The 23034-nt window shown below is 70.1% G+C and carries 20 protein-coding genes and 3 pseudogenes; 7 read left to right on the forward strand and 16 right to left on the reverse strand.

What is annotated here, in order from left to right; all coding sequences use genetic code 11:
• Positions 1-191 (forward strand): annotated as a pseudogene (locus MF672_RS50505) (FtsX-like permease family protein); the annotation flags it as partial.
• A gap of 285 nt (positions 192-476) precedes the next feature.
• Here the strand turns inward: MF672_RS50505 and MF672_RS50510 are convergent.
• The 5 genes and pseudogenes from MF672_RS50510 to MF672_RS50530 form a co-directional block, all read right to left on the reverse strand.
• On the reverse strand, positions 477-1532 hold the full coding sequence (locus MF672_RS50510; protein ID WP_247815833.1) for a protein kinase family protein: 1056 nt from the start codon (positions 1530-1532) through the stop codon (positions 477-479).
• 177 nt (positions 1533-1709) lie between these two features.
• Entirely contained in the window at positions 1710-2819 is a 1110-nt protein-coding gene (locus tag MF672_RS50515) for an acyltransferase family protein (RefSeq protein ID WP_242382129.1), read from the reverse strand.
• A 367-nt stretch (positions 2820-3186) separates the two neighbouring features.
• Complete coding sequence (locus MF672_RS50520; RefSeq protein WP_407654837.1) at positions 3187-4173, reverse strand: alpha/beta fold hydrolase; 987 nt, start codon at positions 4171-4173, stop codon at positions 3187-3189.
• A gap of 352 nt (positions 4174-4525) precedes the next feature.
• Positions 4526-4770, reverse strand: a pseudogene (locus MF672_RS50525) (DUF4158 domain-containing protein); the annotation flags it as partial.
• Between the two features lie 131 nt (positions 4771-4901).
• The gene (locus MF672_RS50530) at positions 4902-5798 is read right to left on the reverse strand and encodes a LysR family transcriptional regulator (protein WP_242382127.1); all 897 of its coding nucleotides are present in this window, start codon (positions 5796-5798) and stop codon (positions 4902-4904) included.
• 160 nt (positions 5799-5958) lie between these two features.
• On the opposite strand from MF672_RS50530, the gene MF672_RS50535 reads away from it, so the two are divergent.
• Positions 5959-6732: an SDR family oxidoreductase gene (locus tag MF672_RS50535; RefSeq protein ID WP_242382128.1), complete on the forward strand. Its 774-nt coding sequence runs from the start codon at positions 5959-5961 to the stop codon at positions 6730-6732.
• Between the two features lie 97 nt (positions 6733-6829).
• On the opposite strand, the gene MF672_RS50540 is transcribed toward MF672_RS50535, so the two are convergent.
• A protein-coding gene (locus tag MF672_RS50540; RefSeq protein ID WP_247815177.1) for an IS3 family transposase occupies positions 6830-8073 on the reverse strand; the annotation gives its coding sequence in 2 pieces (ribosomal slippage) (positions 6830-7791 and positions 7791-8073; 1245 coding nt in all).
• Between the two features lie 75 nt (positions 8074-8148).
• On the opposite strand from MF672_RS50540, the gene MF672_RS50545 reads away from it, so the two are divergent.
• Both MF672_RS50545 and MF672_RS50550 read left to right on the forward strand, forming a co-directional pair.
• A complete protein-coding gene (locus MF672_RS50545; RefSeq protein ID WP_242383164.1) occupies positions 8149-9453 on the forward strand; it encodes an erythromycin esterase family protein in 1305 nt (434 codons plus the stop codon).
• A gap of 90 nt (positions 9454-9543) precedes the next feature.
• Positions 9544-11043: an MFS transporter gene (locus MF672_RS50550; RefSeq protein WP_242383166.1), complete on the forward strand. Its 1500-nt coding sequence runs from the start codon at positions 9544-9546 to the stop codon at positions 11041-11043.
• Between the two features lie 982 nt (positions 11044-12025).
• Here the strand turns inward: MF672_RS50550 and MF672_RS50555 are convergent.
• Complete coding sequence (locus MF672_RS50555) at positions 12026-12922, reverse strand: LysR family transcriptional regulator (protein WP_242383167.1); 897 nt, start codon at positions 12920-12922, stop codon at positions 12026-12028.
• A 516-nt stretch (positions 12923-13438) separates the two neighbouring features.
• On the opposite strand from MF672_RS50555, the pseudogene MF672_RS52485 reads away from it, so the two are divergent.
• Positions 13439-13600 (forward strand): annotated as a pseudogene (locus tag MF672_RS52485) (IS982 family transposase); the annotation flags it as partial.
• A 195-nt stretch (positions 13601-13795) separates the two neighbouring features.
• On the opposite strand, the gene MF672_RS50565 reads toward MF672_RS52485, so the two are convergent.
• From MF672_RS50565 to ltrA, 7 genes are all read right to left on the reverse strand, one after another.
• On the reverse strand, positions 13796-14182 hold the full coding sequence (locus MF672_RS50565; protein ID WP_247815835.1) for a response regulator transcription factor: 387 nt from the start codon (positions 14180-14182) through the stop codon (positions 13796-13798).
• A gap of 21 nt (positions 14183-14203) precedes the next feature.
• Positions 14204-15583 (reverse strand): DUF1349 domain-containing protein, encoded by a 1380-nt coding sequence (locus tag MF672_RS50570; RefSeq protein ID WP_242383171.1) that lies wholly within the window; start codon positions 15581-15583, stop codon positions 14204-14206.
• Positions 15584-15965: 382 nt separating this feature from the next.
• Positions 15966-17081, reverse strand: coding sequence for a sensor histidine kinase (locus MF672_RS50575; protein ID WP_242383173.1), 1116 nt, complete (start codon positions 17079-17081; stop codon positions 15966-15968).
• Positions 17078-17740, reverse strand: a complete 663-nt coding sequence (locus tag MF672_RS50580) for a response regulator transcription factor (RefSeq protein WP_242383175.1) — start codon at positions 17738-17740, stop codon at positions 17078-17080. Before MF672_RS50580 ends, MF672_RS50575 begins: the two co-directional genes overlap by 4 nt.
• 19 nt (positions 17741-17759) lie before the next feature.
• Complete coding sequence (locus tag MF672_RS50585; protein WP_242383177.1) at positions 17760-18068, reverse strand: hypothetical protein; 309 nt, start codon at positions 18066-18068, stop codon at positions 17760-17762.
• A 42-nt stretch (positions 18069-18110) separates the two neighbouring features.
• A complete protein-coding gene (locus tag MF672_RS50590; RefSeq protein WP_242383179.1) occupies positions 18111-18581 on the reverse strand; it encodes a hypothetical protein in 471 nt (156 codons plus the stop codon).
• Positions 18582-18769: 188 nt separating this feature from the next.
• A complete protein-coding gene (ltrA, locus tag MF672_RS50595) occupies positions 18770-20251 on the reverse strand; it encodes a group II intron reverse transcriptase/maturase (protein WP_247815847.1) in 1482 nt (493 codons plus the stop codon).
• Between the two features lie 653 nt (positions 20252-20904).
• Between ltrA and MF672_RS50600 the strand changes: the two genes are divergently transcribed.
• Positions 20905-21048, forward strand: a complete 144-nt coding sequence (locus tag MF672_RS50600; protein WP_242383658.1) for a hypothetical protein — start codon at positions 20905-20907, stop codon at positions 21046-21048.
• 52 nt (positions 21049-21100) lie between these two features.
• Here MF672_RS50600 and MF672_RS50605 read toward each other — a convergent pair whose 3' ends face one another.
• A complete protein-coding gene (locus MF672_RS50605; RefSeq protein WP_242383659.1) occupies positions 21101-21529 on the reverse strand; it encodes a MerR family transcriptional regulator in 429 nt (142 codons plus the stop codon).
• Positions 21530-21611: 82 nt separating this feature from the next.
• Between MF672_RS50605 and MF672_RS50610 the strand changes: the two genes are divergently transcribed.
• Complete coding sequence (locus MF672_RS50610; protein ID WP_242383660.1) at positions 21612-22220, forward strand: class I SAM-dependent methyltransferase; 609 nt, start codon at positions 21612-21614, stop codon at positions 22218-22220.
• Positions 22221-22229: 9 nt separating this feature from the next.
• On the opposite strand, the gene MF672_RS52410 is transcribed toward MF672_RS50610, so the two are convergent.
• Positions 22230-22985 carry a GbsR/MarR family transcriptional regulator gene (locus MF672_RS52410; protein WP_407654832.1) on the reverse strand — a complete coding sequence of 252 codons (756 nt, stop codon included), beginning with the start codon at positions 22983-22985 and terminating at the stop codon, positions 22230-22232.
• Between the last annotated feature and the right edge of the window lie 49 nt (positions 22986-23034).

The following is a 23034-nucleotide window of genomic DNA, read 5'->3' on the forward strand; positions in this document are numbered from 1 at the left end:
GTGTCTTCCCGGGAGGGTTCCTGCTGTTCGCCGCCATCAACACGATCACCGGCGGCGACAGCGACAAGGTCACGCTTCCCGCACCCTGGCAGCTGATCGCCCTGGTGCTGGCGACCGTGCTCGTGGTGGCGGGGCTCACCTCCGTTCCCGCCCACCTTGGCGGACGCCGTCCCGTGACCGCGACTCTCTGAGCTGACCACCACGGCAAACGTGATGATGCCGCGCCGCGTAGATCCGTTCCTTGAACCGCTCACCTCGGCCGAAGCACACATTCTCCTGCGGCGCGGCACCGGTCAGGCGAGGCGGCTCCACGCCACCACAGCGCCGGCCTCGGTGCCGCGGCCCGGGTGGAGGCAGGGGATGTCGGCGGGTGCCAGGATGAAGTACCGGATCAGGTCGTCACGGCTGATGTCTGGGTGGGACCGCAGCGGCTCTCGCTCGATCGACGTGCGCCTCGCTCACGTGGTAGGCCACCTTCAGTCGAGCGGCAGGCCGTGGCGTTCGGCGACCTCGCGGATCTTCTCCAGCGGGTACGGCGTCTTCCGGCTCTCGCTCTGCAACTCGTGGTAGAAGTCGTTCAGCACGGTGACCAGGGGGCTGCGCCGTGACAGCAGGGCCGCGACCCCACTGGGGACGCCGCTCGGCCGCTCTCCCGCCGCCCAGGCCCGCACCAGTTCGCGACGCCCCTGCCAGTCGGCGCCGTGGAAGGTGCCGGCCAGCCAGTTCACCAGGTACGCCACCGTGTAGGTGCGGTCGAAGGTCAGGTGCCGGCGACAGAAGACCTGTTCCTCCTCCGACAGGTCGAACCGGGTCGAAACGGCCTGCCCGAAGTCGGTCAGGTAGAGGCGGCGCCCGTCGGTGAGGAAGTTGTCGAAGTGCGCGTCGAAGTGCAGCAGGCCGCCCGCGCTCATGAAGGACACGGCCTCACGCAACCCCTGGTCCACCACGGCGCAGGCGCGGTCGGCGTCGCCGGCGCGTACCCGCTCGTCAAGCCACTGGTGCAGGGTGCAGGGGAAGTGCTCCAGGAAGAGCGTCAGGCTCGCCGGAGCCGCTGCCAGCGCTTCCAGGCGGCGGCGCACGCCGGGCGCGCCCTCCCAGAACGTGACCGCCCGATCGATGTCGGCCAGCTCTCCGTGGAGCGGGGCGGGCTGGGCGTTAGGAAGCACCCGCCAGTGATACAGCAGCGGGAAGCCGGGGTACCGGCCGGTCAGCACCCACTCGGTGGTCATCGTGTGCGCCGCCAGTTCGCGCCAGGCGCCGAAACCGGGCGAGCCGATGCCGTACTGGCAGAAAGGCGGCAGCCCGAACAGGTCGGCCGTCGAGCGCGGGTGGCGCAGTTCGGGCTCGGTGAGGGGCACGCGTTTGACGAAAACCGAGGTGCCGCCGACCTCCAGCCGCGCGGACGTCCCGCCGATGCCGGTGCCGAGGGGCACGGCCTCGCGTTCCAGCAGCTCGGCCAGTTCATGGTCGCCGTAGCGGGCCATGGCCGCGGAGACGTCGTGGTGGATGGTCAGCCGCGCGTCCGTCATCATGATCACCCTACCGGCCGTGGACGGTATCCCCGCCTGATGGCCACCTTGTTGCACCGTTCGCAGAGCTCGGCACGTGGTCGTTGATCTCTCGGTCCTTACGGTCCGCCCGGTGCCTGGCAGCCCCGTCCGCCTACCAGCCCGCGCTTCGGCGCGTCCGCCTTCTCTCGACGGTCGTGGTCACCGTGCTCTGGTTTCCTGCCGATGACCGCGTTCGTAGCCGTGGAAGGCGCCCCAGCACGCGAAGAGCGCCAGTGCGAAGACCGGTAACCAGCCCACCCGCGCGAACACCCAGGTCACGGCGCTCGGCGCAGAGTGGAGGCCGGGCAGTGGACGGCCGGCGAGCAGCCCCAGTGCGGTGACCGCGATCATGGCAGTCTGGTGCCACAGGAAGATCGTCATCGCGGACAGGTTCGCCAGCACCACGCCCGCCCAGATCGCGGGCCGCGCCAGCAGGCGCCGCAGCGGGGCGAGCGCCAATCGTGCGGCACCGCACTGGGCCAGGCCGAACGCGACGACCGCGAGCGTGGGCGGCGCCTGGTTCGAGATCGGGGCGCCGGGCACGCCCACCATGGAAGCCGGATAGCCGGCCCACAGAACCAGTGCCGCGGCGGCGGCCGCGCCACCGGCCAGCAAGGCCCACGCCGTCCTGCGACCGCACAGCCGATCACGGGCCCAGGCCGCTCCCAAGCAGTACGGCACCAGCCAGCCGGCCGCGAGATTGACCCACCCCACCCATTCGGGCCCTCCCCACCCGAAGCGCGCCCAGTCGGCGACGGCTACCACGGCCAGCGGCCAGACGGGGTGCAGCCCGGCGACCAGCGGCGTCACCGCCGTCAGCGCCACGTACACCAGCAGGAACCACAGCGGCGACCACACCAGCTTGACCAGCGCGTTGACGGTGGTGAGGTCGGCGCCGAGGGCGAGCATCAGGACCGCCACCACACCCCACAGCAGCACTACGGCCACGACCGGCCGCAGGAGCCGGGCCAGCCGCGCCCTGAGCCACCGGCCGTAGCCGACGCCGCGGGCACGGGCAGAGGCGAGGCCCTGGGCGGTCATCTGCCCGCCCACCAGGAAGAACAGCGCCATGGTCTGCAGGACCCAGGACACGGGGGCAAGGTAGGGCATGTCGCGTAAGGGGCTGGCGACGCGGACGTTGCCGCTGTCGACGACGAGCGCGGTCACCAGCCAGTGTCCGAGCACGACGCCGCCGATGGCCAGGGCGCGCAGTGCGTCGACGGCACGGTCACGGCCCGGAGGCGTCGTCGTCTCGACCCGCCGGGCCATCTCCCGCAATCGCTCATGCTGTCGCTGAAAGTGATCGCCCGGACCCGGCGGCCACGCCCGAACTCGACCGCCTGAACCGGTCCGTGGCGTCCGAGCCTCGTTACTCGGCCGGGTCCTCTCGGCGCGGGCCACAGCGCGTGTTCCCACCCGTACCGGCAGGACCAGAGCAACCGCCGGTACCGGCAGGGCGGGAGCGACCGCCCATCCCCGCCAGGCCGGAGCGGTCGCCTGTCCCAACACCGCCCGAAGCAGAGTGGCTGCTTGCCTCCCTCCGGCCCGAAGCAGAGCGGCCGCCTGTCGCCATCCCGGCCGCCGGCCCAGGTCGCGGATGACGCGCCGTATCACGAGCTGCGGTGTCAGAGCGACGTCAAGCATGCCCACTCACCCCGCCCGCCCCCTGCTGCGCGGAGCTGCCGACTGTTCCACGACCCGGCACCGCTGCCCGCGACGGCGCTCGCATCGGCCGCCGTTCCGTCTGGACGGGGTCCTGGCCTGCGATGATTCGGGCGATGTTGTGGAGTGACAGGGAGCCGGCCGTCAGATAGTCGCTGTGCGCGGCCTGGCCCGCGGCGAACACACGCGCGCCGAAAGCGGGGGAGACGGGGTCGGGGCCGAAGCCGAGCGTGACGAAGGGCAGGTGCAGTTGCGTGTTCGGCACCGCATCGATCCAGTCGCGGCTGCCCCGCGCCGCCCAGATCGTCGCCCGCGTCCTTAACGCGCCGACGTCGTCCGCGCCGATGCCCGGGCTGCCGGTCAGGACGATCCGGGCGACGTCCAGGCCGGGGGCGGCCCGTCCGCACACCACCGTGCCGTACGAGTGGCACACCAGCGACACCCTCGCGCCGCCGCCATTGGCCGCGGACAACTGCCGCACGAAGGCGCGCAACGCGACAGCGCCTTCTTCGGCCTGGCCGGCGGTCAGCGCGTCGAAACTCACCGTCGCGGGCGTGCGGTAGCCGAGCCAGGCGACGACGGCGTACCGGTTACCCAGCGCCTGCCGCAGCCTGAGCGCGCCGCCGTGCAGGAGCCCGTACTTGTCCAGATGGGTGTCGGCGCCGGGCACCAGCACGGCGATGTGCTCCGCGGCGGCGAGGTCGCCGAGGACCTCCACGGTCCGGCCGCCGTCCCGGCCGTCGAAGCTGAGGAACTGCCGCTCCGCGCCGGCCATGACGTGCAACGCCACGGCTCGCCGGCGGTCTCCGTGCTGGGCTGCCGTGCGCTCGGCGGCCTGGATGTCACCCCGGCTCGTGGCGTACCTCTCGGCCAGCAGCGTCGGCGTCGCCTCGATGAGGGGCAGGCCGGTGCTCACGGGAACGGGGGCGGGCACCGTCGCGGGCCGCGCCGCGTCGATCATCGGCACCCCCACCGAGGCGGCGACGGACAAGGTCAGCAGGGCGCGGCGAAGCCGGGAGAACTTGGCGTGGATCACAGGGTCGAAGGTGCCGCACCCGGCCGGCGTGGCGCATCGGACCGTCGTTTGCTCTTCCGGGCGGCTCAGGCAGACCAGGGTTGTACGACCTGAGTCCGATGCGTGACTGGGTCGCCTGTGCTTATCCTGCCGATCGGGGTTCGAGTTCTTCGCCTGGTACCGGTGGCCTCGTGCCAAGTTCACCGACATGCAGCGGTTCGAGATCCAGGGGCAGCTCCTCAACGCGGCAGAACCGGCGCCCCTGGCCGCGCTGGTCAAGAGCGGCAACGTTCATGCCGGCCAGGTAGTCGATGACCAGCCAGGGCACCTCCAAGGGATCGGAGGTCAGGAAGGTCCCAAAAACCGCACGGTGCACGGCTGCAGAGCGAATCCCAGCCGCGTGTGATCACCTCGCCGCTTCCCGATCAGCTCGCGGTCGGCCTCATCCAGCAGGAAGAACCGCTCCAGCTCCGCTTGGTTCGGCTCACCGGCGAAGCGCCCGCAGGCCACGGCTTGATCAGCGGACAGGAACTCAACCGTCACATGACGTCCTCCTCGACCCCTGTCCGAAGGGTTCGGCGGCTTCGGGGCGGAAGCGGCCCGGTGTTCAGGACCGGTTCGGCGCGAGGTCGCCTACGCGATGCTCGTGGCCGTTCGCCGGAGCTCTTCCCGCATCAGGATGCCACCCCGCCTGCGAGTTCACGGGCGATCTGAGCGAAGTGGCGGATGAGGTCGTTCTCCGCCGCGGTGCGCCAGGCGAACGCCCACTTGACTCCGGGGGCGTCTCGGACGGGGACATAGGCGAGGTCGGGCCACGGGTAGAAGCGGGCGACCTCCTCCACCGTGGCGATCACGCCCTGACCCGCGCTGACGACTTTGAGGATGTCCTCCCAACTGGAGACCGCGGGGCCGCGCGGGATCGAGCGTCCGGCAGGGGTGTGGAAAGGCTGGAAGACCTCCTCCAGGTACGGAGGAACGGGTGAGGTGTGGGAGACGAACGTGAGGTCGCCGAAGTCTTCCCGGCACACCGCGTCACCCGCCGCGAACGGGTGGGTGGCGGCAATCATGAGCACCTGCCGGGAGGTGTGGGTGACCGGGCCGAGCGTGAGGTTTGGCTCGCGCAGCGGTAGCCAGAGATGCCCGATGTCGATGTCTCCCGAGCGCAGCAGGGCCAGCGGGTCGACCGCGTCGATGTCACGGTGGAGGATCCGCACCGCCGGATGCCGGGTCTGGACCAGCTCTACGACGTTCTTGATCATCCAGGTTCCTGCGCCGCCCATGGAGCCGATCGTGAGGGTTCCCGAAACACCGCGGACGGCGGCGGACACGGACTCGATCCCGTTGATGATCTGGCGGTATCCGGCGCTGAGCTCCCGGTGCAACTGCTGTCCGTACGGGGTCAGCCGGACCGTGCGGTTGGTTCGTTCGAACAGCAAGGTGCCGATCAGACGTTCCTGCCGCTGGATCGCCTTGGTGATCCGGGACGGGGTGACGCGCAGACGTTCGGCGGTGCGGCCGAAGTGCAGCTCTTCCGCGAGCGTCAGGAAGATCTCGATGTCGCGGAGTTCCATGCCCCCTCCTCACCTGCTCGGCCTGTCGGTCAAGCAGCTCATCGGAGGCCTCACGTTGACTTCTAGGTCAATGCTGCATTGCGAACTTCGTCGTTGTTCTGGGTGTTCCCGGGGCTTGATTCTAGTCGTTGCACGAATCGGATGATTCTGGAGTGACGACATGACTTATGTGGCGGGTAAGACGGCGCTGGTGACCGGGGCCTCGCGGGGGATCGGCCGGGCCGTCGCGCGGCGGCTGGCCGCCGACGGCGTGCTGGTGGCGGTGCACTACGGCAGCAACGAGGCCGCGGCCCTGGAGACCGTGGAGCTGATCGAGAAGGACGGCGGCCGCGCGTTCCCGGTCCGGGCCGAGCTGGGCGTGTCCGGGGACGTGGACGCCCTGTTCGCCGGGCTGGAGGCGGGCCTCTCGGCGTGGACCGGCCAGGTACGGCTGGACGTCCTGGTCAACAACGCCGCCATCAACGGCGGGGGGCCGATCGACGTGATCACCCCGGAGGCGTTCGACCGGCTCGTGGCGATCAACACCAAGGCGCCGCTGTTCATCACCCAGCGGGCGCTGTCCTTGCTCAATGACGGCGGCCGGATCATCAACGTGACCACCGCGGCGACCAGAATCGCGATGCCGGAGGCCCCGTACGCGATGAGCAAGGCCCCGATCGAGGTGCTCAGCCGCTCCCTGGCCCAGACCGTCGGCGCCCGCGGCATCACGGTCAACGCGGTGGCACCCGGACCGACCGTGACCGACATGAACCCATGGATGCTCGGCAAGCCCGAGGTCCAGCAGATGGTCGGGACCGGCAACGCCATCCCCAGGGTCGGGCAGCCGGAGGACGTCGCCGACGTGGTCGCCTTCCTGGCCTCCGACGCCGGCCGGTGGGTGACCGGGCAGGTCATCGACGCCTCGGGCGGCTGCTTCCTCGGGCCCAAGATCTGAGCGGCCAGCAGCTTGTCGCTGGGCTGTCAGCGCAGCCCAGCAGGCCCTTGCCCTGTCAGCACCATCACTCTGAACCGCCCCGGCTTTGATGGAGACCTCAGCGGTTGATTGCTAGGGCTTCGTTGGGGTGGTGCTGAGCGTAGTAGATCGCCTCGAACTCCTCGGGCGGGAGGTGTCCGATGGCTGAGTGCAGGCGGGTCGTGTTGAACCAGGCCACCCATTCAGCGGTGGCCAGTTCCACCTCAGCCAGGCTGCGCCACGGGCCCCGGGGCTTGATCAGCTCGGTCTTGTAGAGGCCGATATGCGATTCCATCAGGGCGTTGTCGAGCGCGTCGCCGACCGTGCCGATGGAGGCGTCGATGCCGGCCGCCAGCAGATGGGTGGTGAACCGGAAAGAGGTGTATTGACTGCCCGCGTCCGAGTGATGAACCAGTCCCGGCCCGGCCGGGTGGCCGGTGCGCTCACGCCGCCACAGGGCCATGTCCAGGGCGTCCAGCACGAGCGTGGTGTGCTTGGTCAGCGAGGCGGCCCAGCCGACGATCGCCCGGGAGTAGATGTCGACGACGAACGCGACGTAGACCACCCCGCACCAGGCCGTCACGTGGGTGAAGTCGGCCACCCAGGTGGCGTTCGGCTGCTGGGCGGTGAAGTCGCGCTGCAGCCGGTCGGCCGCCCGCTCGTGCCCGGGATCGGGCGTGGTGGTGCGGATCTTCTTGCCCCGCCGGGCGCCGTGCAGGCCGAGTGCGCGCATCCGGCGCTCGACGGTGCAGCGGGCCACCCGATGCCCCTCGCGCAGCAGTTGCTGCCAGACTTTGCGGGCGCCGTAGACGCCGTAGTTGGCGGTGTGGATGCGCTGGATGTGGGCGTCCAGTTCGGCGTCGCGCACCGCCCGCGTCGAGGGCGGGCGCCTCTTGGCGGCGTAGTAGGTGCTGGTGGAGATGGGGCAGCCGTGCTCGGTCAGGACACGGCAGATCGGCTCGACACCGAACACGCCGGCGTGCTGGTCGATGAAGGTCACGAGTGCGTGTGCGGCCGGTCGAGCTCGGCCGCGAAGAAAGCCGATGCGGCCTTCAGGATCTCGTTCGCCCGCCGCAGTTCGGCGTTCTCCCGGCGCAACCGCTTCAGCTCGGCCGACTCGTCCGTCGTGCGGCCGGGCCGGCTGCCCTCATCGATCTGCGCCTGGCGGACCCAGGTACGCAGTGTCTCCGCGGTGCCGATGCCGAGCTTGGTCGCCACCGCGTTGATCGTGGCCCACTCGGTCGGGTAATCCGGCCGCACCTCGGCGACCATCCGCACCGCCCGGCGGCGCAGCTCGGCGGGATAGGGAGACTTACCAGGCATGGACTTGATCCTCTCAAGAGATCAAGTCTCCACCGAACCCGGGGCGATTCACTCAACCATTCTGGAAGCACTCCTATGAAGAAGACCGCGATCCTCGCGCTCGGCCTGGCCCTGGCCACAATCCCCTCCCCGGCGCTGGCCGGCACCGACGACGCGAAGGTGGTCGCCGCGCTCGACACCGTGGCCAAGCCGCTCACGCGTGACCTGGACGCCTTCGGCGCCATGGTGGGCGACGCCCAGGTGGTCGGGGTGGGTGAGGCCACCCACAGCACCGTCGAGTTCTACACCCTCAACCAGCGGCTGTTCCGCTACCTGGTGACCGAGAAGGGCTTCACCACCTTCGCCCGCGAGCTGAGCTGGAGCACCGGCGTGCGGCTCAACGACTACGTCCTGCACGGCGAGGGAGACCCCCGCGCCATCTTCCGCGACGAGGTCAAGGGCCCCTACGACCTGTTCGACAACCAGGAGTTCCTGAACCTGGTGCAGTGGATGCGCGCCTACAACACCACCCACGCCCACAAGGTCCAGTTCATGGGCGCCGACCTGCTCTACCCCGGCGACCTCCTGTTCGACAAGGTCCTCGGCTACGTCAAGCAGCATCACCCGGGCCTGCTGGGCGAGTTCACCAAGCTGTACGACGGGCTGCGCCCCACCACCAAGAACGCGGGCGAGTACATGGGCATGGCGCTGGCCGTACCGCTGAAGACCCGGCAGGACAACGCCGAGCGCGCCACTCAGGCGCTCAAGCTGCTGCAGAAGCACGGCGCGGACAGGTGGGTGGTGCAGCACGCCCGCGCGCTCTCGCAGACCTTCACCGACTTCGCCTTCGACCAGGCCACCGCCGAGGGGCGCCGCCAGGCGGCCGTCTACCGCGACAGCGTGCTGGCCGGCAACGTCGCCTGGTGGAACAAGACCACCGGCGACAAGATCCAGATATCGGGATTGAACGCGCACCTCAGCTACACCCCGATCGACACCACCTACGTTCCCGCCCCGATGGGTGGCATGCTGCGCAAGCAGCTCGGCGACCGCTTCGTCACCGTCGGCACCACCTTCGAGCGCGGCGGCTACAACTACACCCTCACCGAAGGCGACTGCCCGAAGCCCGCCGAACGGCCCATGACCTGTAAGGGCTCGGTCGAAGCCGCACCTTCCGGCTACAACGAGTACGTCCTGGACCAGGTCCGCTACCGCGACTTCATCCTCGACACCCGTACGACGCCGGCGGCGGCCAAGCAGTGGCTGGCCCAGGAGCGGTCCACCCGGGTCATCGGCGGCGGCTTCTGGACACCCGAGCAGGCATTCCAGGCCTCCCTCGGCGCGTCCTTCGACGTGGTGATCCACTTCCACTCGGTCAAGGCCGCCCACCTGCTGCCATGAACGACAGGGAACACGGGCCGCGCGCCGCCGGACGCGCGGCCTTCTCCGCGCCGCCATCGCGCCGTTCCAGCGGATCGAGGGGAATGCACAGTGCTCGTGAAGTCGACCGATGATGTGGCGAAGCCGCCGGCCGGGTTCTGGCGGCTGTGGACCGCGCAGACGGTGTCCTCGTTCGGTGACGGGGTGACGCATGCCGCGCTGCCGCTGCTGGCCTTGACCGTGACGCGCGATCCGATGGCGCTGGCCGCCGTCACGGCCGCTGGGACGCTGCCCTGGCTGCTGTTCGGCATGCTCGGCGGCGCGCTGGTGGACCGCTGGGACCGCCACCGCACCATGTGGGTCGCGGACACCGCGCGCGCGGCGCTGCTCGCGCTCGCCGCGGCGGCGGCCGCACTGGACCTGCTGAGCGCCGGGCTGCTCGCGGCGGTCGCCTTCCTGCTCGCCCTCGGTGGCCTCTTCTTCGACACGGCCGCCACGGCCTACCTGCCCGATCTGCTCGGCCGCGACGCCGCACTCCTGCAACGCGCCAACTCCCGCCTGCGCGGCGCCCAGACCGCCGCGTCCGGCTTCGCGGGACCGCCCGCGGGCAGCGCGCTGCTGGCGCTCGGCCGGGCGGCCCCGCTGCTCACCGATGCGCTGTCGTTCGCGCTCTCCGCCCTGCTCGTACGGTCGTTGCCCGCCGTGCCGCGGCCTGCCGCGGGCGCCCGTGAGTCCCTGCTGCGCCAGGCCCGGGCCGGAGCCTCGTACGTCTTCCAGGATCGGCTGCTGCTCGGGCTCGCGCTCCGCCCGGCGGTCGGCAACATCGCCTTCGTCGCCGTGGAGACCGTCCTGGCGCTCTTCGCGCACGAACGTCTCGGGATCGGCGCCCTCGGCTTCGGCCTGCTCCTCACCGCGGAGGCCACCGGGGGCCTGCTCGGCGCGGGCCTCGCCGCCTTCCTCGGCCGGCGACTCGGCATCGGCACCGCGCTGTCCTGCACGGCCGTGGTGGAAGGGCTGGCCGTCTTGGGGCTCGCCGCCGCCCCGGACCCCTACGTGGCCGGGCTCGCCCTCGCCGTCTGCGGGGCGGGCATGGGCGCCACGATGGTGCTCGCGCCGTCGCTGCGGCAGGCGGTCGTCCCGGCCCACCTGATGGGCCGGGTCACCTCCACCTCCCGCATGCTCGCCATGTGCGCGGCCCCGTTCGGCGCCGTGCTCGGTGGCTGGCTGGCCACCACCTACGACGTGCGCACCCCGCTCTACGCCGCGGGTGGCCTCCTCCTGGGCATGACCGCCGTCACGGCCACGATGACCAGCAACCGCCGGGTCGAGACGGCACTGCGTGACGCCGCCTCGGCTCGGCGGGGTCCCGGGGGCGGACGGCGCTCGGATGACGAACGCCGGGCGCAGGAGGTGGGGTCCAGTGGAGCGGTACAAGCTCGAGACGTTCCTGGCCTGGCTGAGGAGCTCCACTTCACGCGCACCGCCGAACGTCTGCGGGTTTCGCCTGGCCGGGTCAGTCAGACGATCAAGGCGCTGGAGCGTCGTGTCACCGGAGGACCTCGCGCTCCTGCCGCTGATCACGGCTGTCGGGGTGTCCCGCGCCTGGCGTGACGCCTTCTTCCCCCCGCTACACCCCCCAAGGCCGTCCGATCAGGCACGGACCGGCAGCCGTCGGATGGCAGGAGGTCCTCTCGCTGGTCGGGGCGGGCCAGGGGGGCACGGTGGCCACCGTCAGGGCGGAGGGCTACCACGGCCGGCCCGACATCGTCCACGTCCCGTTCGATGACGCGCCGCCTGTCGGGTACGCGTTGATGTGGCGCGGCGCCGGCGACTCCTCCCGGACCCGGGCGTTCGTGGCCCCCCTATGCCCTGGCGCCCTGGCCCGCCCAGCAAGGTGTCCGCTCCGGCCAGCAGCACCCCGAAGACCGCCACCGCGATCGTCCCGCCGACCTGGCGGACGGTGTGAGCACGGCGCCCGCCGTTCCGGCCGATCCGCTGGTACGGCGTCGAACAGCAACGCGATCAACGCCGGCACCGTCAGCACCCCGCCGAGGCCGAACGGCACCATCAGCGCCGACAGCCCGCGGGTCCCGTCCTCTTCGCCTCGATGCCCTCCGGACCGCCGTGGTTCTCCTCGCAGATCCGGCGGTCGTGCAGCCACGGCGCCACCAGGGCGAGCGACGGCACCCTTGGGTCCTCGGTGGCGAAGGCGCTCACGTACATCGCGCCGGCGACTCGAAGTCGCGTGGCTTACCGGCCGACTCGCCGTAACCGGTGAAGTCGAAGGACAGGGCCGCGAAGCTGACGTCTTTACGTCGGGGCATGGCGGGATTCCTCCGAAACAGTAAGGGAGACATGGCGACTGGGCCGGCCCTCGCTGGAGCACATCGCGTTGAACGGGCGGGCGGGAATGTCCCATCGCCGCCCCCGACAGGTTGGCAGTTGACACTCCGGCCCGACAACGCCCAATGCCTCAAGGCACGTTCAGCGCTGCTGACAGCCTATGGCCGAGTGGTCAGCCGCTTGTCGGCCCGGTCTCCTCCTGACGAGGCTCGCCGGCCGCCGACGAGGACGAGCCGGCGTTGCTGATCCTTCAGAGATTGGTCAGGTCGAGGGGGCCGAGGTCGCGGACGGTCTGGGCGAGGGCGCGGATCAGGTCGTTCTCGGCCTCGGCCGACCACATCAGCGCGAACCGCAGGGGTTCGATGTCCCGGACGGGCAGGTAGGCGATGTCCGGCCTGGTGTAGTAGCGGGTCATGTGGTTGACGAAGAGGCTGATCGTCTCGCCGGTGGTGACCAGAGAGAGGATCTCCTCGGTACTTCTCGCCATCGGGCCGCGCTCGATCCGGTTGCCCACAGGAGTGTGGGAGGGGACGAAGCCGTTCGCCCAGTAGTCGGGCCTGGCCGGAGCGTCGTGATGCAGAAAGTCGCCGAGCATCTCCACCGAGCCGGTGGCGTACCTGGCCAAGTCGTGATCGGCGGCCACCCCCAGCAGGCGCAGGTCGGTGAACAGGACCGGCCCCGCGATCAGGTCGGGTTCCTCGACGGGCAGCCACGCGACCAGGACGTCGATGTCGCCGCTGCGCAACCCGGCGAACGGGTCGACGAACGGGGCGAGCCGGATCTGCAGCTTCCACTGGGGGTGGCGGCCGCGGAAGGTGTCCCAGTAGCGGCGTAGGTCGTGGCCGTTGTGCGGGATCATGCCGATTCGCAGCACGCCGGTGATGCCCTGGGCGGTCAGCCTGGCCCGCCGCATGCCCTCGTGGAAGCCGGTGTACATGGGCCAGAGGTCGTCGCGGAGCTGGCGGCCGAGTGGCGTCAGCTGTACCCTCCGCGAGGTCCGCTCGAAGAGCGGGGCGCCGATCTGGCGCTCCTGCATCTGGATCGCCTTGGTGATCCGGGCCGGGGTGACGCCCAGCCGCTCAGCGGTGCGGGCGAAGTGGAGCTCTTCGGCCAGGGTCAGGAAGATCTCGACGTCACGAAGCTCCACAGTCCTCCCTCACGTTGCCCTCGCGGTTGATTCTGCCTTGCACATTTTGTCGCTGTTTCGGGTGATTCGCTGCCTGGATCCTAGCCGCCGGACGAATCACGCGATTCGGAGGTGACGACATGCGTGGATGTCGACCAGATCGCGGTAGAGCCGAAACAGCTCCGACACCGTCAGGGTGTCACCGGGGTGGGCGGCGGCGACCTTGGCGAACGCGAGGATGTGTCGCTGCCGCAGCAGAGACTGGGTCGCGGTGGAGAGCGCGAGCCTGCGCCTGTCGGCGAGCGACGGCGACGGCGAGGTCGGCCGCCTGACCGGCCCCGCCCGCGTCACCACGTTCAGCAGATCGCACCCGGGCCGTGCCCGATCGTGTGCGACAAGGGATTCGCCGGTGCCGGCATCGAGAAAGCCGCCGCCGATCTGGGCCACCGGCTGATCCGGCCGGCCCGCGAAGACGAGCCCGGACCCGCCCCGGCTTTCCCCGGCTGGTTACGCCAGCGCATCGAAGCGATCATCTGGACGCTGAAGAACCAGCTCGGCCTCGAACGCCACAATGCCCGCCACACCGACGGCCTGTGGGCACGCATCAGCCGGCGCATCCTCGCCCTCATCGCCGTCATCTGGCACAACTGGAACATCGGTGCACCCGTGAAACGATCCCTAATCGCCTACGATCACTAACCCGAATTCCACATCAGCGATCTAGGCGCCCTCTGGAGCCTCCCGGCGGGCGCCGGGAGGCTCTGCGCCTGTCGGGGTGCCGGTATGAATGAAGACACGGGTCCCTGCAACGTGGCGTAACCGGGAGCTCCAGGACGGCTTGACATAAAGACACTCACCGAGCTGGCCAACCTCGGAAAACGTGCTTCCCGCCGGTTATCCCTCGCCGGACGCCCGGCTTATCCCGGCGTGCGCCGACGAAAATCCACTCGTGCACGGCAACTCGTCACCAGGAGTGACCTGCGTCAACGGTCCAGTTCGGGGCCCATCGCGGCTACCCGAGCACCAGGCCGAGACGTGGGCCTCGGCCGTGCCTTCCTCGATCGTCAACGCGGTGGCGATTTCTGCGTTGCTGAGCCCTTGGGCCAGTTGCCGAAGCACCTGGAGCTCACGAGCGGTGAGCCGCTGTTGCGCCTCGGTAGCGGACGCGGGCGGCAGACTCGAGGAGCGGTGGATCGGCCGGGTGGTGACCTGCAGGTCCACCAGCCCGTGTCCGCGGCGCGGCGCTCGCGCGTCGTCGAGTTGCCGGATTCGGCTGGGCATCGGCGATCATGACCCAAATGATCATGCCGTCCTCCTCACACTCGCCGCCGCGAGGGTAATGGCGGCATACCCGCAAGCCACGGCCAACCCTGCCCAGGGCGGGAGCGGGTAGTAGCCTCCGAGCAGTGACTGCTGTACGTCCACATGCGCGAACGTGGGCACGCTCTGTGTGATCGCGAACCCGGCGGCAGGAGTGATCATCAGCAGCCACGGCGCGAGCCCCGCGGTCGCCAGGAAGTACGGCACGATGACCAGCGCGATGGCCAGCCCGCTGGCGACGACGGCCCGCTTGACCAGCGCGGCGATGCCCACCGCCAGCACGACGGCGGCCGCGGTCAGCGCCGCATAGCCGAAGATCACCCGCAGCCCGGTGCCCAGGGTCAGCGGCTGGATCGGGTTGTCGTTGGCACGCAGCAGAGCCAGCCCGGCAGGAACCACGACCCCCGAGGTCACCAGCCCCGTCACGAACGCCACGGCGCCCATCACCGTGGCCTTGGCCGCCAGCCACCGCCCCGGACGTGCCGGCGGGCCGGTCCCGATCAGCGCGCGCCTGCCTGGCGCCGTGACGAACGTGACCGCCACCACGAGCACCGGGATCAGCCCCAGGGCCCCGCCGATCAGCATGAGGTCGGCGCGTAGACCGCCGTCCACCGTGGCGGGCCCGATGTCACCGCCCCCGGTGACGATGAGCTTGTCGCCGGACTCGACGACCCCGCCCGGGTGATGCGGGGTCTTGCCGTCGGACTCCAGCACGACGCCGACATCGTCGTGCCGCCACCTACCGTTCGCACCCTTCAGGTCGATGTGGTCAAAGGTGGCGGTGGCCTGGGCGAAGGCTTGCGCCATGTCCCACAGGGCGCCTGGTGAGGTGGCGAACAGCCCGATCTCGACCGTCTCCGGCAGTCCGGTCAGCTTGACCGTGCCGACCTCGGTCCAGGTCCTGCCGTCGTCTGACTCGTAGCCGGTGATGGTGTCTCCCGACCTGGTCAGCCGCAGCCACTGCGGGCCATTGTGAGGACCGCCGGCCACGTCGTGGATGTAGTTGTACTGCATCCGCACGCCGTGCGCCCCGGTGAGCATGACAGCGGCATACGGTGTGCCCTGCTTGAGGCTCTGCCTGACGAGCAGCCCGGCCTTCGCCCATGGCACCGCCCCCTCCTTGACGTTGCGCACCCCGGGTACGGCGTCCGGCAGCCGGATCTGCCCGGTCATGTCCGACACCCGGGCGGTGATGCTGCCGTTCCCCTTGAGTGGCTGGTGCACGAAGTAGTACTTGTCGCTGACCGCCGTGCCGTCGGGTCCCACCAGGGGCGCGGGGCAGGGGCCCTCTCCCTTCCCGGTCACGCAGGTGCTGCGGGCACCTCCGGCGATCAGCAGGCCGAGCGACACGGTGACCAGCACGGAAGCCGCCATGGCGAACACCCGGCCCCGCACGGAGAGGAAGGCGGCCCACTCCGTGCGCAGTGACGCGGAGAAGCCGGCTCGCCGGCCGGTTCGGTGAGGTGTGCAGGAACTCATGCCGACGGTTGTATGCGGCACCCGGTTCCGGCCGGGTCGCGGCCGCTGCGACCGGGCTGCGACCGGGGATCTGGCATCGTTGAGCAGTGGCAGATCGCTTCGGCGGCCGGTCCACGCCGCCCCGCCCGCACGACGGCCGGCGGTGCCTGGCTTCAAGCGGCGGCCGATCGGTCAATGGCGGCAGCGGGCCGGCACGTGCCGCGTTACCGCCTCCAGTGTTCAGATGCGGGTGGCAGGTGCCGCCCCGCGCAGTCGTCCCCAGATGTCAGGGACGGTTCGGAAGGGATCCGTGTGCGAACCGCACGGTGATGGACAGGCCCCCTCCGGGGCGTGCGCCGGCGGTCAGAGTGGCGTGGTGAGCCCGCGTGACGGCATGGACGATGGCCAGGCCGAGACCGTAGCCTTCGCCGCGGCCGTGACGATCGGACGCCAGCTTCTGGAAGGGCTGGAAGAGGCGCTCGACCTGGTCGCCGGGGATGACCGGCCCGGTGTTGGCGACCGTGAGGACCGCCTGCGTGCCGGAGGTCCGCGTGGTGACCTCCAGGTGCCCGCCTTCGTGGTTGTGGCGGATGGCGTTGTCGATGAGGTTGGTGACAAGGCTTTCGATCAGTCCCGCGTCCCCAGCCGTCACCGCGGGCGAGAGATGTTCGGCCAGGCCGATGCCTTTCCGCGTGGCTCGGTCGCGGCGGGAGGCGAGCACTTCTTCGACGACGTGGGCCAGGTCGAGGGTGTCCCAGCGGGTGACACCGCGCTCGCTGGTGGCCAGGTCCAGCAGGGCCTGGACGAGCCGCTCCTGGTGCGCGCCGAGAGCCAGGGCCTCCTGACAGACCGAGCGCAGGGTGCCGGTGTCGGCGTCGGGGTCAGCGAGGGCGACTTCGAGCAGGGTACGCAGCCCGGCCAGAGGGGTGCGCAGCTCGTGGGAGGCGTTGGCGACGAAGTGACGCTGGGCGTCGAAGGCGGCCTGCAGGCGGGCGAACAGGCCGTCGAGGGTGTGGCCGAGCTCGGTCAGCTCGTCCGTGGGCTCGCCAAGGTCGAGACGCCGGTGGAGGTCTCCGGCGGAGATGACGTTCGCGGTGGCGGTCATGGCGCGCAGCGGGTGCAGGAACCGGCCGGCGACATACCAGCCGAGAGCCAGGGCGACGGGAATCAGAATGACCAGGGCGACGGCGGATCCCGTGAGGACCTGGGGCAGGCCGATGCCGGGCCCGGTTTCGGTGAGCGTGCTCCGCGAGGGCCGGCCCTTGGGGACGGCCGCGTCGATGCTGGCGAGCGGGACGACGACCATGACGAGCACGAGGACGCCGGCGGCGTAGATGCCCGCCGCGTAGGCGAGCGCGAGCCGCTTCTGCAGGGACCTGCCGGCCGCCTTCCGGGAGATCACGACGGTCCGATGCGGTAGCCGCCTTCGCGGATGGTCTCGATCACCGGCGGGTCGCCGAGTTTGGCCCGCAACCGGTGCATGGTGTGCTTGACGGCGCTGCTGAACGGGTCGGCGGCCTCGTCCCAGACGCGTTCGAGCAGCTCCTCTGCGGAGATGACCAAGCCGGGCGCGGACAGCAGGCATTCGAGCAGGGCGAACTCCTTGGGGCTCAGCTCGAGCCGCCGGCCCGCCCGGAACGCGTTGCGGCGGGCGGGGTCGAGGGTGATGTCCCCGCAGGCCAGGGTGGGCGGTAGCGGCGGGGTAGCGCGGCGGGCCAGGGCGCGGACGCGGGCGACCAGTTCGGCGAACGCGAACGGCTTGGGCAGGTAGTCGTCGGCGCCGAGACCGAGCCCGTCGACACGGTCCTCGATCGTGCCGGAGGCGGTGAGCATCAGCACGCGGGTGTCGCACCGACCGTGGGCCAGCCGCCGGCAGATCTCGTCCCCGTGGACGCCGGGCAGGTCACGATCGAGGATCACCACGTCGTAGCGGGTGACGGCCAGGCGCTCGAGGGCGGCGGTCCCGTCCAGGACGACGTCGACGGCCATGCCCTCGCGGCGCAGCCCGGTCCCGATGGAGCGGGCCAGGACCTCGAAGTCCTCGACGACGAGGACCCTCACCGCCACTCACCACCGGCCGTCACGCGGGCAGGGCGGCCGGGCCTGCCGCCGGGTCGAGATGCCATGCCGTCAACGATGCCAGATGCCCGGTCGCAGCCCGGTCGCAGCGGCCGCGACCGTGGTTGGTGTAGGAGGCACGCAGCGTGGTCTGCACCGTTGTGCGGTAGGCCGGCCCCTTGGTCTTGAACTCGTGCACCAGATCCCGCAGCGTCTGCTCGCCGCCGCTGACAGCCGGGAAGATGACCTTGCGGACCGAATCGCCGGGCTGACCGAGCGCGGCGCCGGCGACCTTGAACAGGATGTTCTCCTTCCCGGTCACCCACTTCAACGCCGCTCCTGGACCAGCGCCGCCAGCAGCAGCACCGTCAGCTCACGCGGATGCGTGCGCATGTGGGAAGGCGCTTCCACCGCCGCCCGGGCCCGCCACGCAGCCAGCACCTTGGGCGCCACATCGGCGAACAACCCGGGCGGCAGTCCGATCGAGCGCGCCGCCGCCAGCTTGCGGATCTCGGTCATCATCCTCGGCAGGCGCCTCACCCGTGGGTTCCTGACGGTCGCCGGCCCCCTCGCCTACCGCGCGGCTCGCATCGTCGATGCCGACCAGGGCGTAGATCCGCTGTGTGGTCTCGGGAGTCAACCGGGAGGCGATCCGTACCGACCAGGCGACCTCCGCGTTGTGCAGGGCCGAGGCCACGATCCGGCAGATCCGGCCGAACTCCGAGGCAGGAACCCGGACCTGCTTGGCCACATGCTCAACCATGTCGTCCGGCAGCTCTGAGCGGATCAGGTCGCGCTCTTCGTCCAGGATCGTCCAGTGCTCGACCAACTCGTCGATGGGCATCGGGGGTGTTTCATGACCACTCGGCATTGACCAGGCAAGTCACAGCATGATCAACGCCGTTTGGGGCTCAGTTGGGTCGGGCCAGGGCGCGGTGCTGGTCTTGCGATTAGCCCGTTTCCCTGACCCGCCCGCCGAACCCGGCGTGCATGTCTCCATGCACCGGGCTCTCCGCGTGTCTTGCCCGGTGGTCAACCGCCTGCAGCGGCGGTTGCCGGTGGTGGTGTCCACGGCGTCGGAATCTTGGTTCCGCGATAGCGGTAACGGGTCACTTTGACGCTGGATGCGCCGGTGAACTCGACGCCGTTGCAGGCCAGCTTCCAGGTGCCGGGCAGGCAGAACCGGCGGATCAGCTGCTGCCAGCTGATCCGGGAGTGCTTGCGGAAGATCCAGGCGACGATGCGATGCCATGCGTGGTAATCAATCGCGCCGAAGATCGCCTTGGACACTCCGTGCCGGAAGTAGTTCGCCCATCCACGCAGCGTCCGGTTCAAGCTGATCAGCAGCTCGTCTGGGCGCATGTCCTGGTAGGCCCTGCGTGTTCGGTCTTTCACCTTGTCCTTGATCGCTTGGATCGCTCTCCTGGACGGTTTGGTGTAGACGTAGTACTTCTGCGTTCCTCGTTTGCGCTGCCTTCTGATGTGGAAGCCGAGGAAGTCGAAGCCCTCGTCGATGTGGACGACGCGGGTCTTGTCCGGTGACAGCCGCAGCCCCAGCGGGGCGAGCACGCCTGTCACCTCCTCGCGCAGGGCCTCGGCATGGTGGCGTTCGCCGGATACGACCACAACGAAGTCGTCGGCGTATCGGATGAGCCGCCAGTTGCCCAGGCCGTTCCTCCTGCGCCTGGCCCGCCACTTGTCGGTTCGCATCTCCCGTTTCCATTGCCGGTCGAAGTGCTCGTCCAGCGCGGATAAGGCGATGTTGGCCAGCAGCGGAGACAGGACGCCACCCTGGGGTGTTCCGGCCGGTGTCGCTTCCCAGTCTCCGATTGTCGTCATGACACCGGATTTCAGGAACGCCTTCACCAGCGTGTTCACGCGCTTGTCGGAGATCCTTGCCCGCAGCCGGGTCATCAGCGCCGTGTGCTCGATCTCGTCGAAACAGGCGTGGATGTCGGCCTCCAGGATCCAGTGGTACTTCATGGAGCCCGAGGACAGATGGTGGATCTCGGCGACGGCGTCGTGTGCTCGCCGGTTGGGGCGGAACCCATATGAGGACGGCAGAAAGTCCGCCTCGAAGATGGGTTCCAGCACCGCCTTGAGGCTGGCCTGGACCACTCGGTCGGCGATGGTGGGGATGCCCAGCTTGCGCAACTTGCCGCCCGCCTTGGGAATCATCACCTGCCGCACCTCAGCAGGTTCGAACTCGCCCGACTTCAGCGAGGTGCGAATCTGCGCCAGGAAAGCCTCAACCCCGATCCGGGTCTCGATCTGTAAGGCTGTGGCCCGATCGACTCCCGGAGTTCGTCCTCCGGTGTTGGTGGACACGCGTTCCCACGCGTGCATCAGAAACGCCGGGTCATAGACGAGGTTGAACAGGTCACCAAACCGGCGGTCAGGGTCTTTGACCGCCCACCGGTGCAACTTGCTCTGCATCCTCCGTACCGCCAGGTAAGCCGGATCAGCGTCCGGCCACCTCACGGCGCCGGCATTCACCGGCGCATCTTCGGACATTGCACTCTTCTCCTTGACCGACACGCTGCCGCCCTTCCCCACGTGCCGGGCTCTCCCCAGCTCCGAGTACTACGGCGGCTCCGCCCCGCTCGGGCCTTCGGCGGGCATCACACCTATCTCCCGCCGCCCGCCTGGAAAGGCAAGCAGCAGGAGAACGAACCCGAACGGTTCCCATGTTCACTGCTGTCCGATCAACGGGTTAGGCACCCGGCTCTACCCCTGCGGCCTCGCCACGGCTACGCCGTAGTCCTTCACCGTGACCTCCCAGCCCAGGCTGCCAATACCCGACCAGAAGTTCCTCGCCCGTCATGAGGAGCGAGTACGCACCGCTGACCAGCCCACATCCACCGGGTTGGAGCTGGCAAGAATTCAAGAGGCGTAAGACACCGGTTCCTCGCGTATACCTTCCCGTCTCGCTCACCGGGCCCGGCCCATCCGGTAGTGCTGGACCGACCCGACTTCGTCGAGGCTGCTCCCGCCCTCCCCGGTGATCCCCGGCTCAGGCTGCCTCCTGCTTCACCCCGCCGCTACGACAGCCGGGCGATGGTGGTCTTCCACCTCCATTCGGACAAACAGCGCTTTCCATGGCGCACTGACACGTTTCTTACCGGCACCCCTACCAAGATCGAGGGCGTCGGCGAGAAGATGCGCCGGTGAGCTGCGCGCTGACGCCGCTCGGCGAGGGTGTCACGGAGCCGCTCCAGGCGCTGTCCGACTGGATCCGCGATCATGCCGACGCCATCGTGGCCGCTCAGGCGGCGTACGATCCGGCCGCCGACGGCTCAGGGCCGCGGTAGCGCTCGCTCTCCGGGCCGGGACGACGTGGCGCGCCCGCCGGCCCGGGCGCGGTCAGTGCGAGTGGGCTTCTTCGAGGGAGGCTCCCGCGAGGAGCGCCGCGATGCCCCGGGTGAAGTTGGGGCACTCGGTCAGGTCCTCGTGCGGGCAGGCCAGCCCGTGCGCGATCGCGGTGCGTGCCGCCTGCGCCCGCGCGATGCGCCGGTCCAGCTCGGCGAGCTTGCGCTCGTGCAGCTCGCGCCAGCCGTCGTCGCGGGCCGACGGGCGGTGCGCGACGAGCGCCTTGATCTCGCGCAACGTGAAGCCGACGTCCCGCAGCAACAGGATCAGGCCGACCTGGCTCGTCATCGCCGGCGGGTAGCGCCGCCGGCCCGCGACGCGGGCCGGCCGGGGGAGGAGACCGAGGTCCTCCCAGTAACGCAACGTGGAGGCGGCGACGCCCACCTGGCCCGCCAGCTCGCCGATCGTCAGCAGCTCGCCCATTGACTTCAAGCATACTTGAAGAGGTTGACTCGCGATCATGTCGAACGCGGACACGTCTCTCAGACGACGGGTGCTCCTTCGCATGGTGCGCCAGTTCCATCATCCCCGGGGGCTTCCCGGCCGGTTCGTCGGCTGGTTCATGGCCCATCGCGGCTCCAACCGGCAACGCAACGTGTGGGCGGTGTCGTTGCTGGACGTCGAACCCGCCGAGCGGGTGCTGGAGATCGGCTTCGGCCCGGGGATCGCCATCGCCGAGCTGGCCCGCCGCGCCACCGAGGGCCACGTCTACGGCATCGACCACTCGCAGGTCATGGTGGCCCAGGCCGGCCGGCGCAACGCCGACGCGGTACGGGCGCGCCGCGTGCACCTCGTCCACGCCTCCGTGGACCGGCTGCCGGACTTCGGCGAACCGCTCGACGCGGTGCTCGCCGTCAACTCCCTGGGGTTCTGGCCCGACCCGGTCGCCCGGCTCCGGGAGGTGCGCGGCGTGCTCCGTCCGGGCGGACGCATCGCGCTCGTCAGTCAGCCCCGCTGTCCCGGAGCCGACCGCGGCACCACGGACCGCGCCGCCGAGGAGCTGCGCGACCTGCTCACCAGGGCGGGCTTCGCCGATCTGCGCACCGAGATGCTGGGCCTCGACCCGCCCGTCGCCTGCGTGCTCGCCGTCAACCCGGCGAGCGGTACGGACTGACCGTTCTCATCACGCCTGGCGGCGTCGCGTGGAGAGCGCCTGCCGCCAGTGCTCGGCCGCCTGCGCCATGTCGTGGCCGAGCAGCTCGAAGAACTGGCTCGTGGTGTGGAGCCGGTCGCCGGCGGGCGTGCCGGTGCCGAGGATCTGCGCGCCTTGCCGGGCGGTGTCGGCCCACCGTGCCATCGACCTGGTGCTGGCCGCCCAGGCCCGGTACCAGACCTCGGTGTCGACGAGGTAGCGCATGTGGCGGCCCTCGCGTTCGCGGGCGACCAGCTCCCTCTGTTCGAGCCACCGCACGGCGTGGGAGATCGTCGCCGGGCTGACCTGAAGACGCTGGACCAGCTCGACGGCGGTCAGGCTGCCGCTCTCGCTGATGAACAGCGCGGCGAACACCCGGGCCGTCATCGGCGCCATGCCGGTCTCGGTCATCATGGCGACGAACCGCTCCTCGAACTCCCGGACCGTGGCCGCGTCACGATCCCGGGCGGCGTCCAGAACGGCGGCGTCCAGAACGGCGGTGTCCGGAACGGCGGGGTCCGGAACGGCGGCGTACGGAGCACGCCTGCGGCGGCGGGCCCGCCAGCTCGTCGCGTGCTGGGCGCGGGCGGCCCGGTAGCCGTGCGGGCCGCCGTTCCGCGCGATCTCGCGGCTCACGGTGGACCTGGACCGGCCCAGCCTGCGGGCGATCTCCGCGTAGGTCAGCCCGGCCGCGAGCCCTTCGGCGATGCGGCGGCGATGCTCGGCCGTCAGCCGTTCCCCTGGCATGTGACCCTTCCTTTGTTGCACTCAGCTACACGCTCATTGCACCATTACA

The sequence above is a fragment of the Actinomadura luzonensis genome (assembly GCF_022664455.2).
GTDB lineage: Bacteria > Actinomycetota > Actinomycetes > Streptosporangiales > Streptosporangiaceae > Nonomuraea > Nonomuraea luzonensis.

What these genes read in the sequence shown, in the direction of transcription:
- MF672_RS50510 (WP_247815833.1), bottom strand. Translation starts at nt 1,532, where the DNA reads ATGATGACGGACGCGCGGCTGACCATCCACCACGACGTCTCCGCGGCC.
- MF672_RS50515 (WP_242382129.1), bottom strand. Translation starts at nt 2,819, where the DNA reads ATGGCCCGGCGGGTCGAGACGACGACGCCTCCGGGCCGTGACCGTGCC.
- MF672_RS50520 (WP_407654837.1), bottom strand. Translation starts at nt 4,173, where the DNA reads ATGATCGACGCGGCGCGGCCCGCGACGGTGCCCGCCCCCGTTCCCGTG.
- MF672_RS50530 (WP_242382127.1), bottom strand. Translation starts at nt 5,798, where the DNA reads ATGGAACTCCGCGACATCGAGATCTTCCTGACGCTCGCGGAAGAGCTG.
- MF672_RS50535 (WP_242382128.1), top strand. Translation starts at nt 5,959, where the DNA reads ATGACTTATGTGGCGGGTAAGACGGCGCTGGTGACCGGGGCCTCGCGG.
- MF672_RS50545 (WP_242383164.1), top strand. Translation starts at nt 8,149, where the DNA reads ATGAAGAAGACCGCGATCCTCGCGCTCGGCCTGGCCCTGGCCACAATC.
- MF672_RS50565 (WP_247815835.1), bottom strand. Translation starts at nt 14,182, where the DNA reads ATGCCCAGCCGAATCCGGCAACTCGACGACGCGCGAGCGCCGCGCCGC.
- MF672_RS50590 (WP_242383179.1), bottom strand. Translation starts at nt 18,581, where the DNA reads ATGCCCATCGACGAGTTGGTCGAGCACTGGACGATCCTGGACGAAGAG.
- ltrA (WP_247815847.1), bottom strand. Translation starts at nt 20,251, where the DNA reads ATGTCCGAAGATGCGCCGGTGAATGCCGGCGCCGTGAGGTGGCCGGAC.
- MF672_RS50605 (WP_242383659.1), bottom strand. Translation starts at nt 21,529, where the DNA reads ATGGGCGAGCTGCTGACGATCGGCGAGCTGGCGGGCCAGGTGGGCGTC.
- MF672_RS50610 (WP_242383660.1), top strand. Translation starts at nt 21,612, where the DNA reads ATGGTGCGCCAGTTCCATCATCCCCGGGGGCTTCCCGGCCGGTTCGTC.
- MF672_RS52410 (WP_407654832.1), bottom strand. Translation starts at nt 22,985, where the DNA reads ATGCCAGGGGAACGGCTGACGGCCGAGCATCGCCGCCGCATCGCCGAA.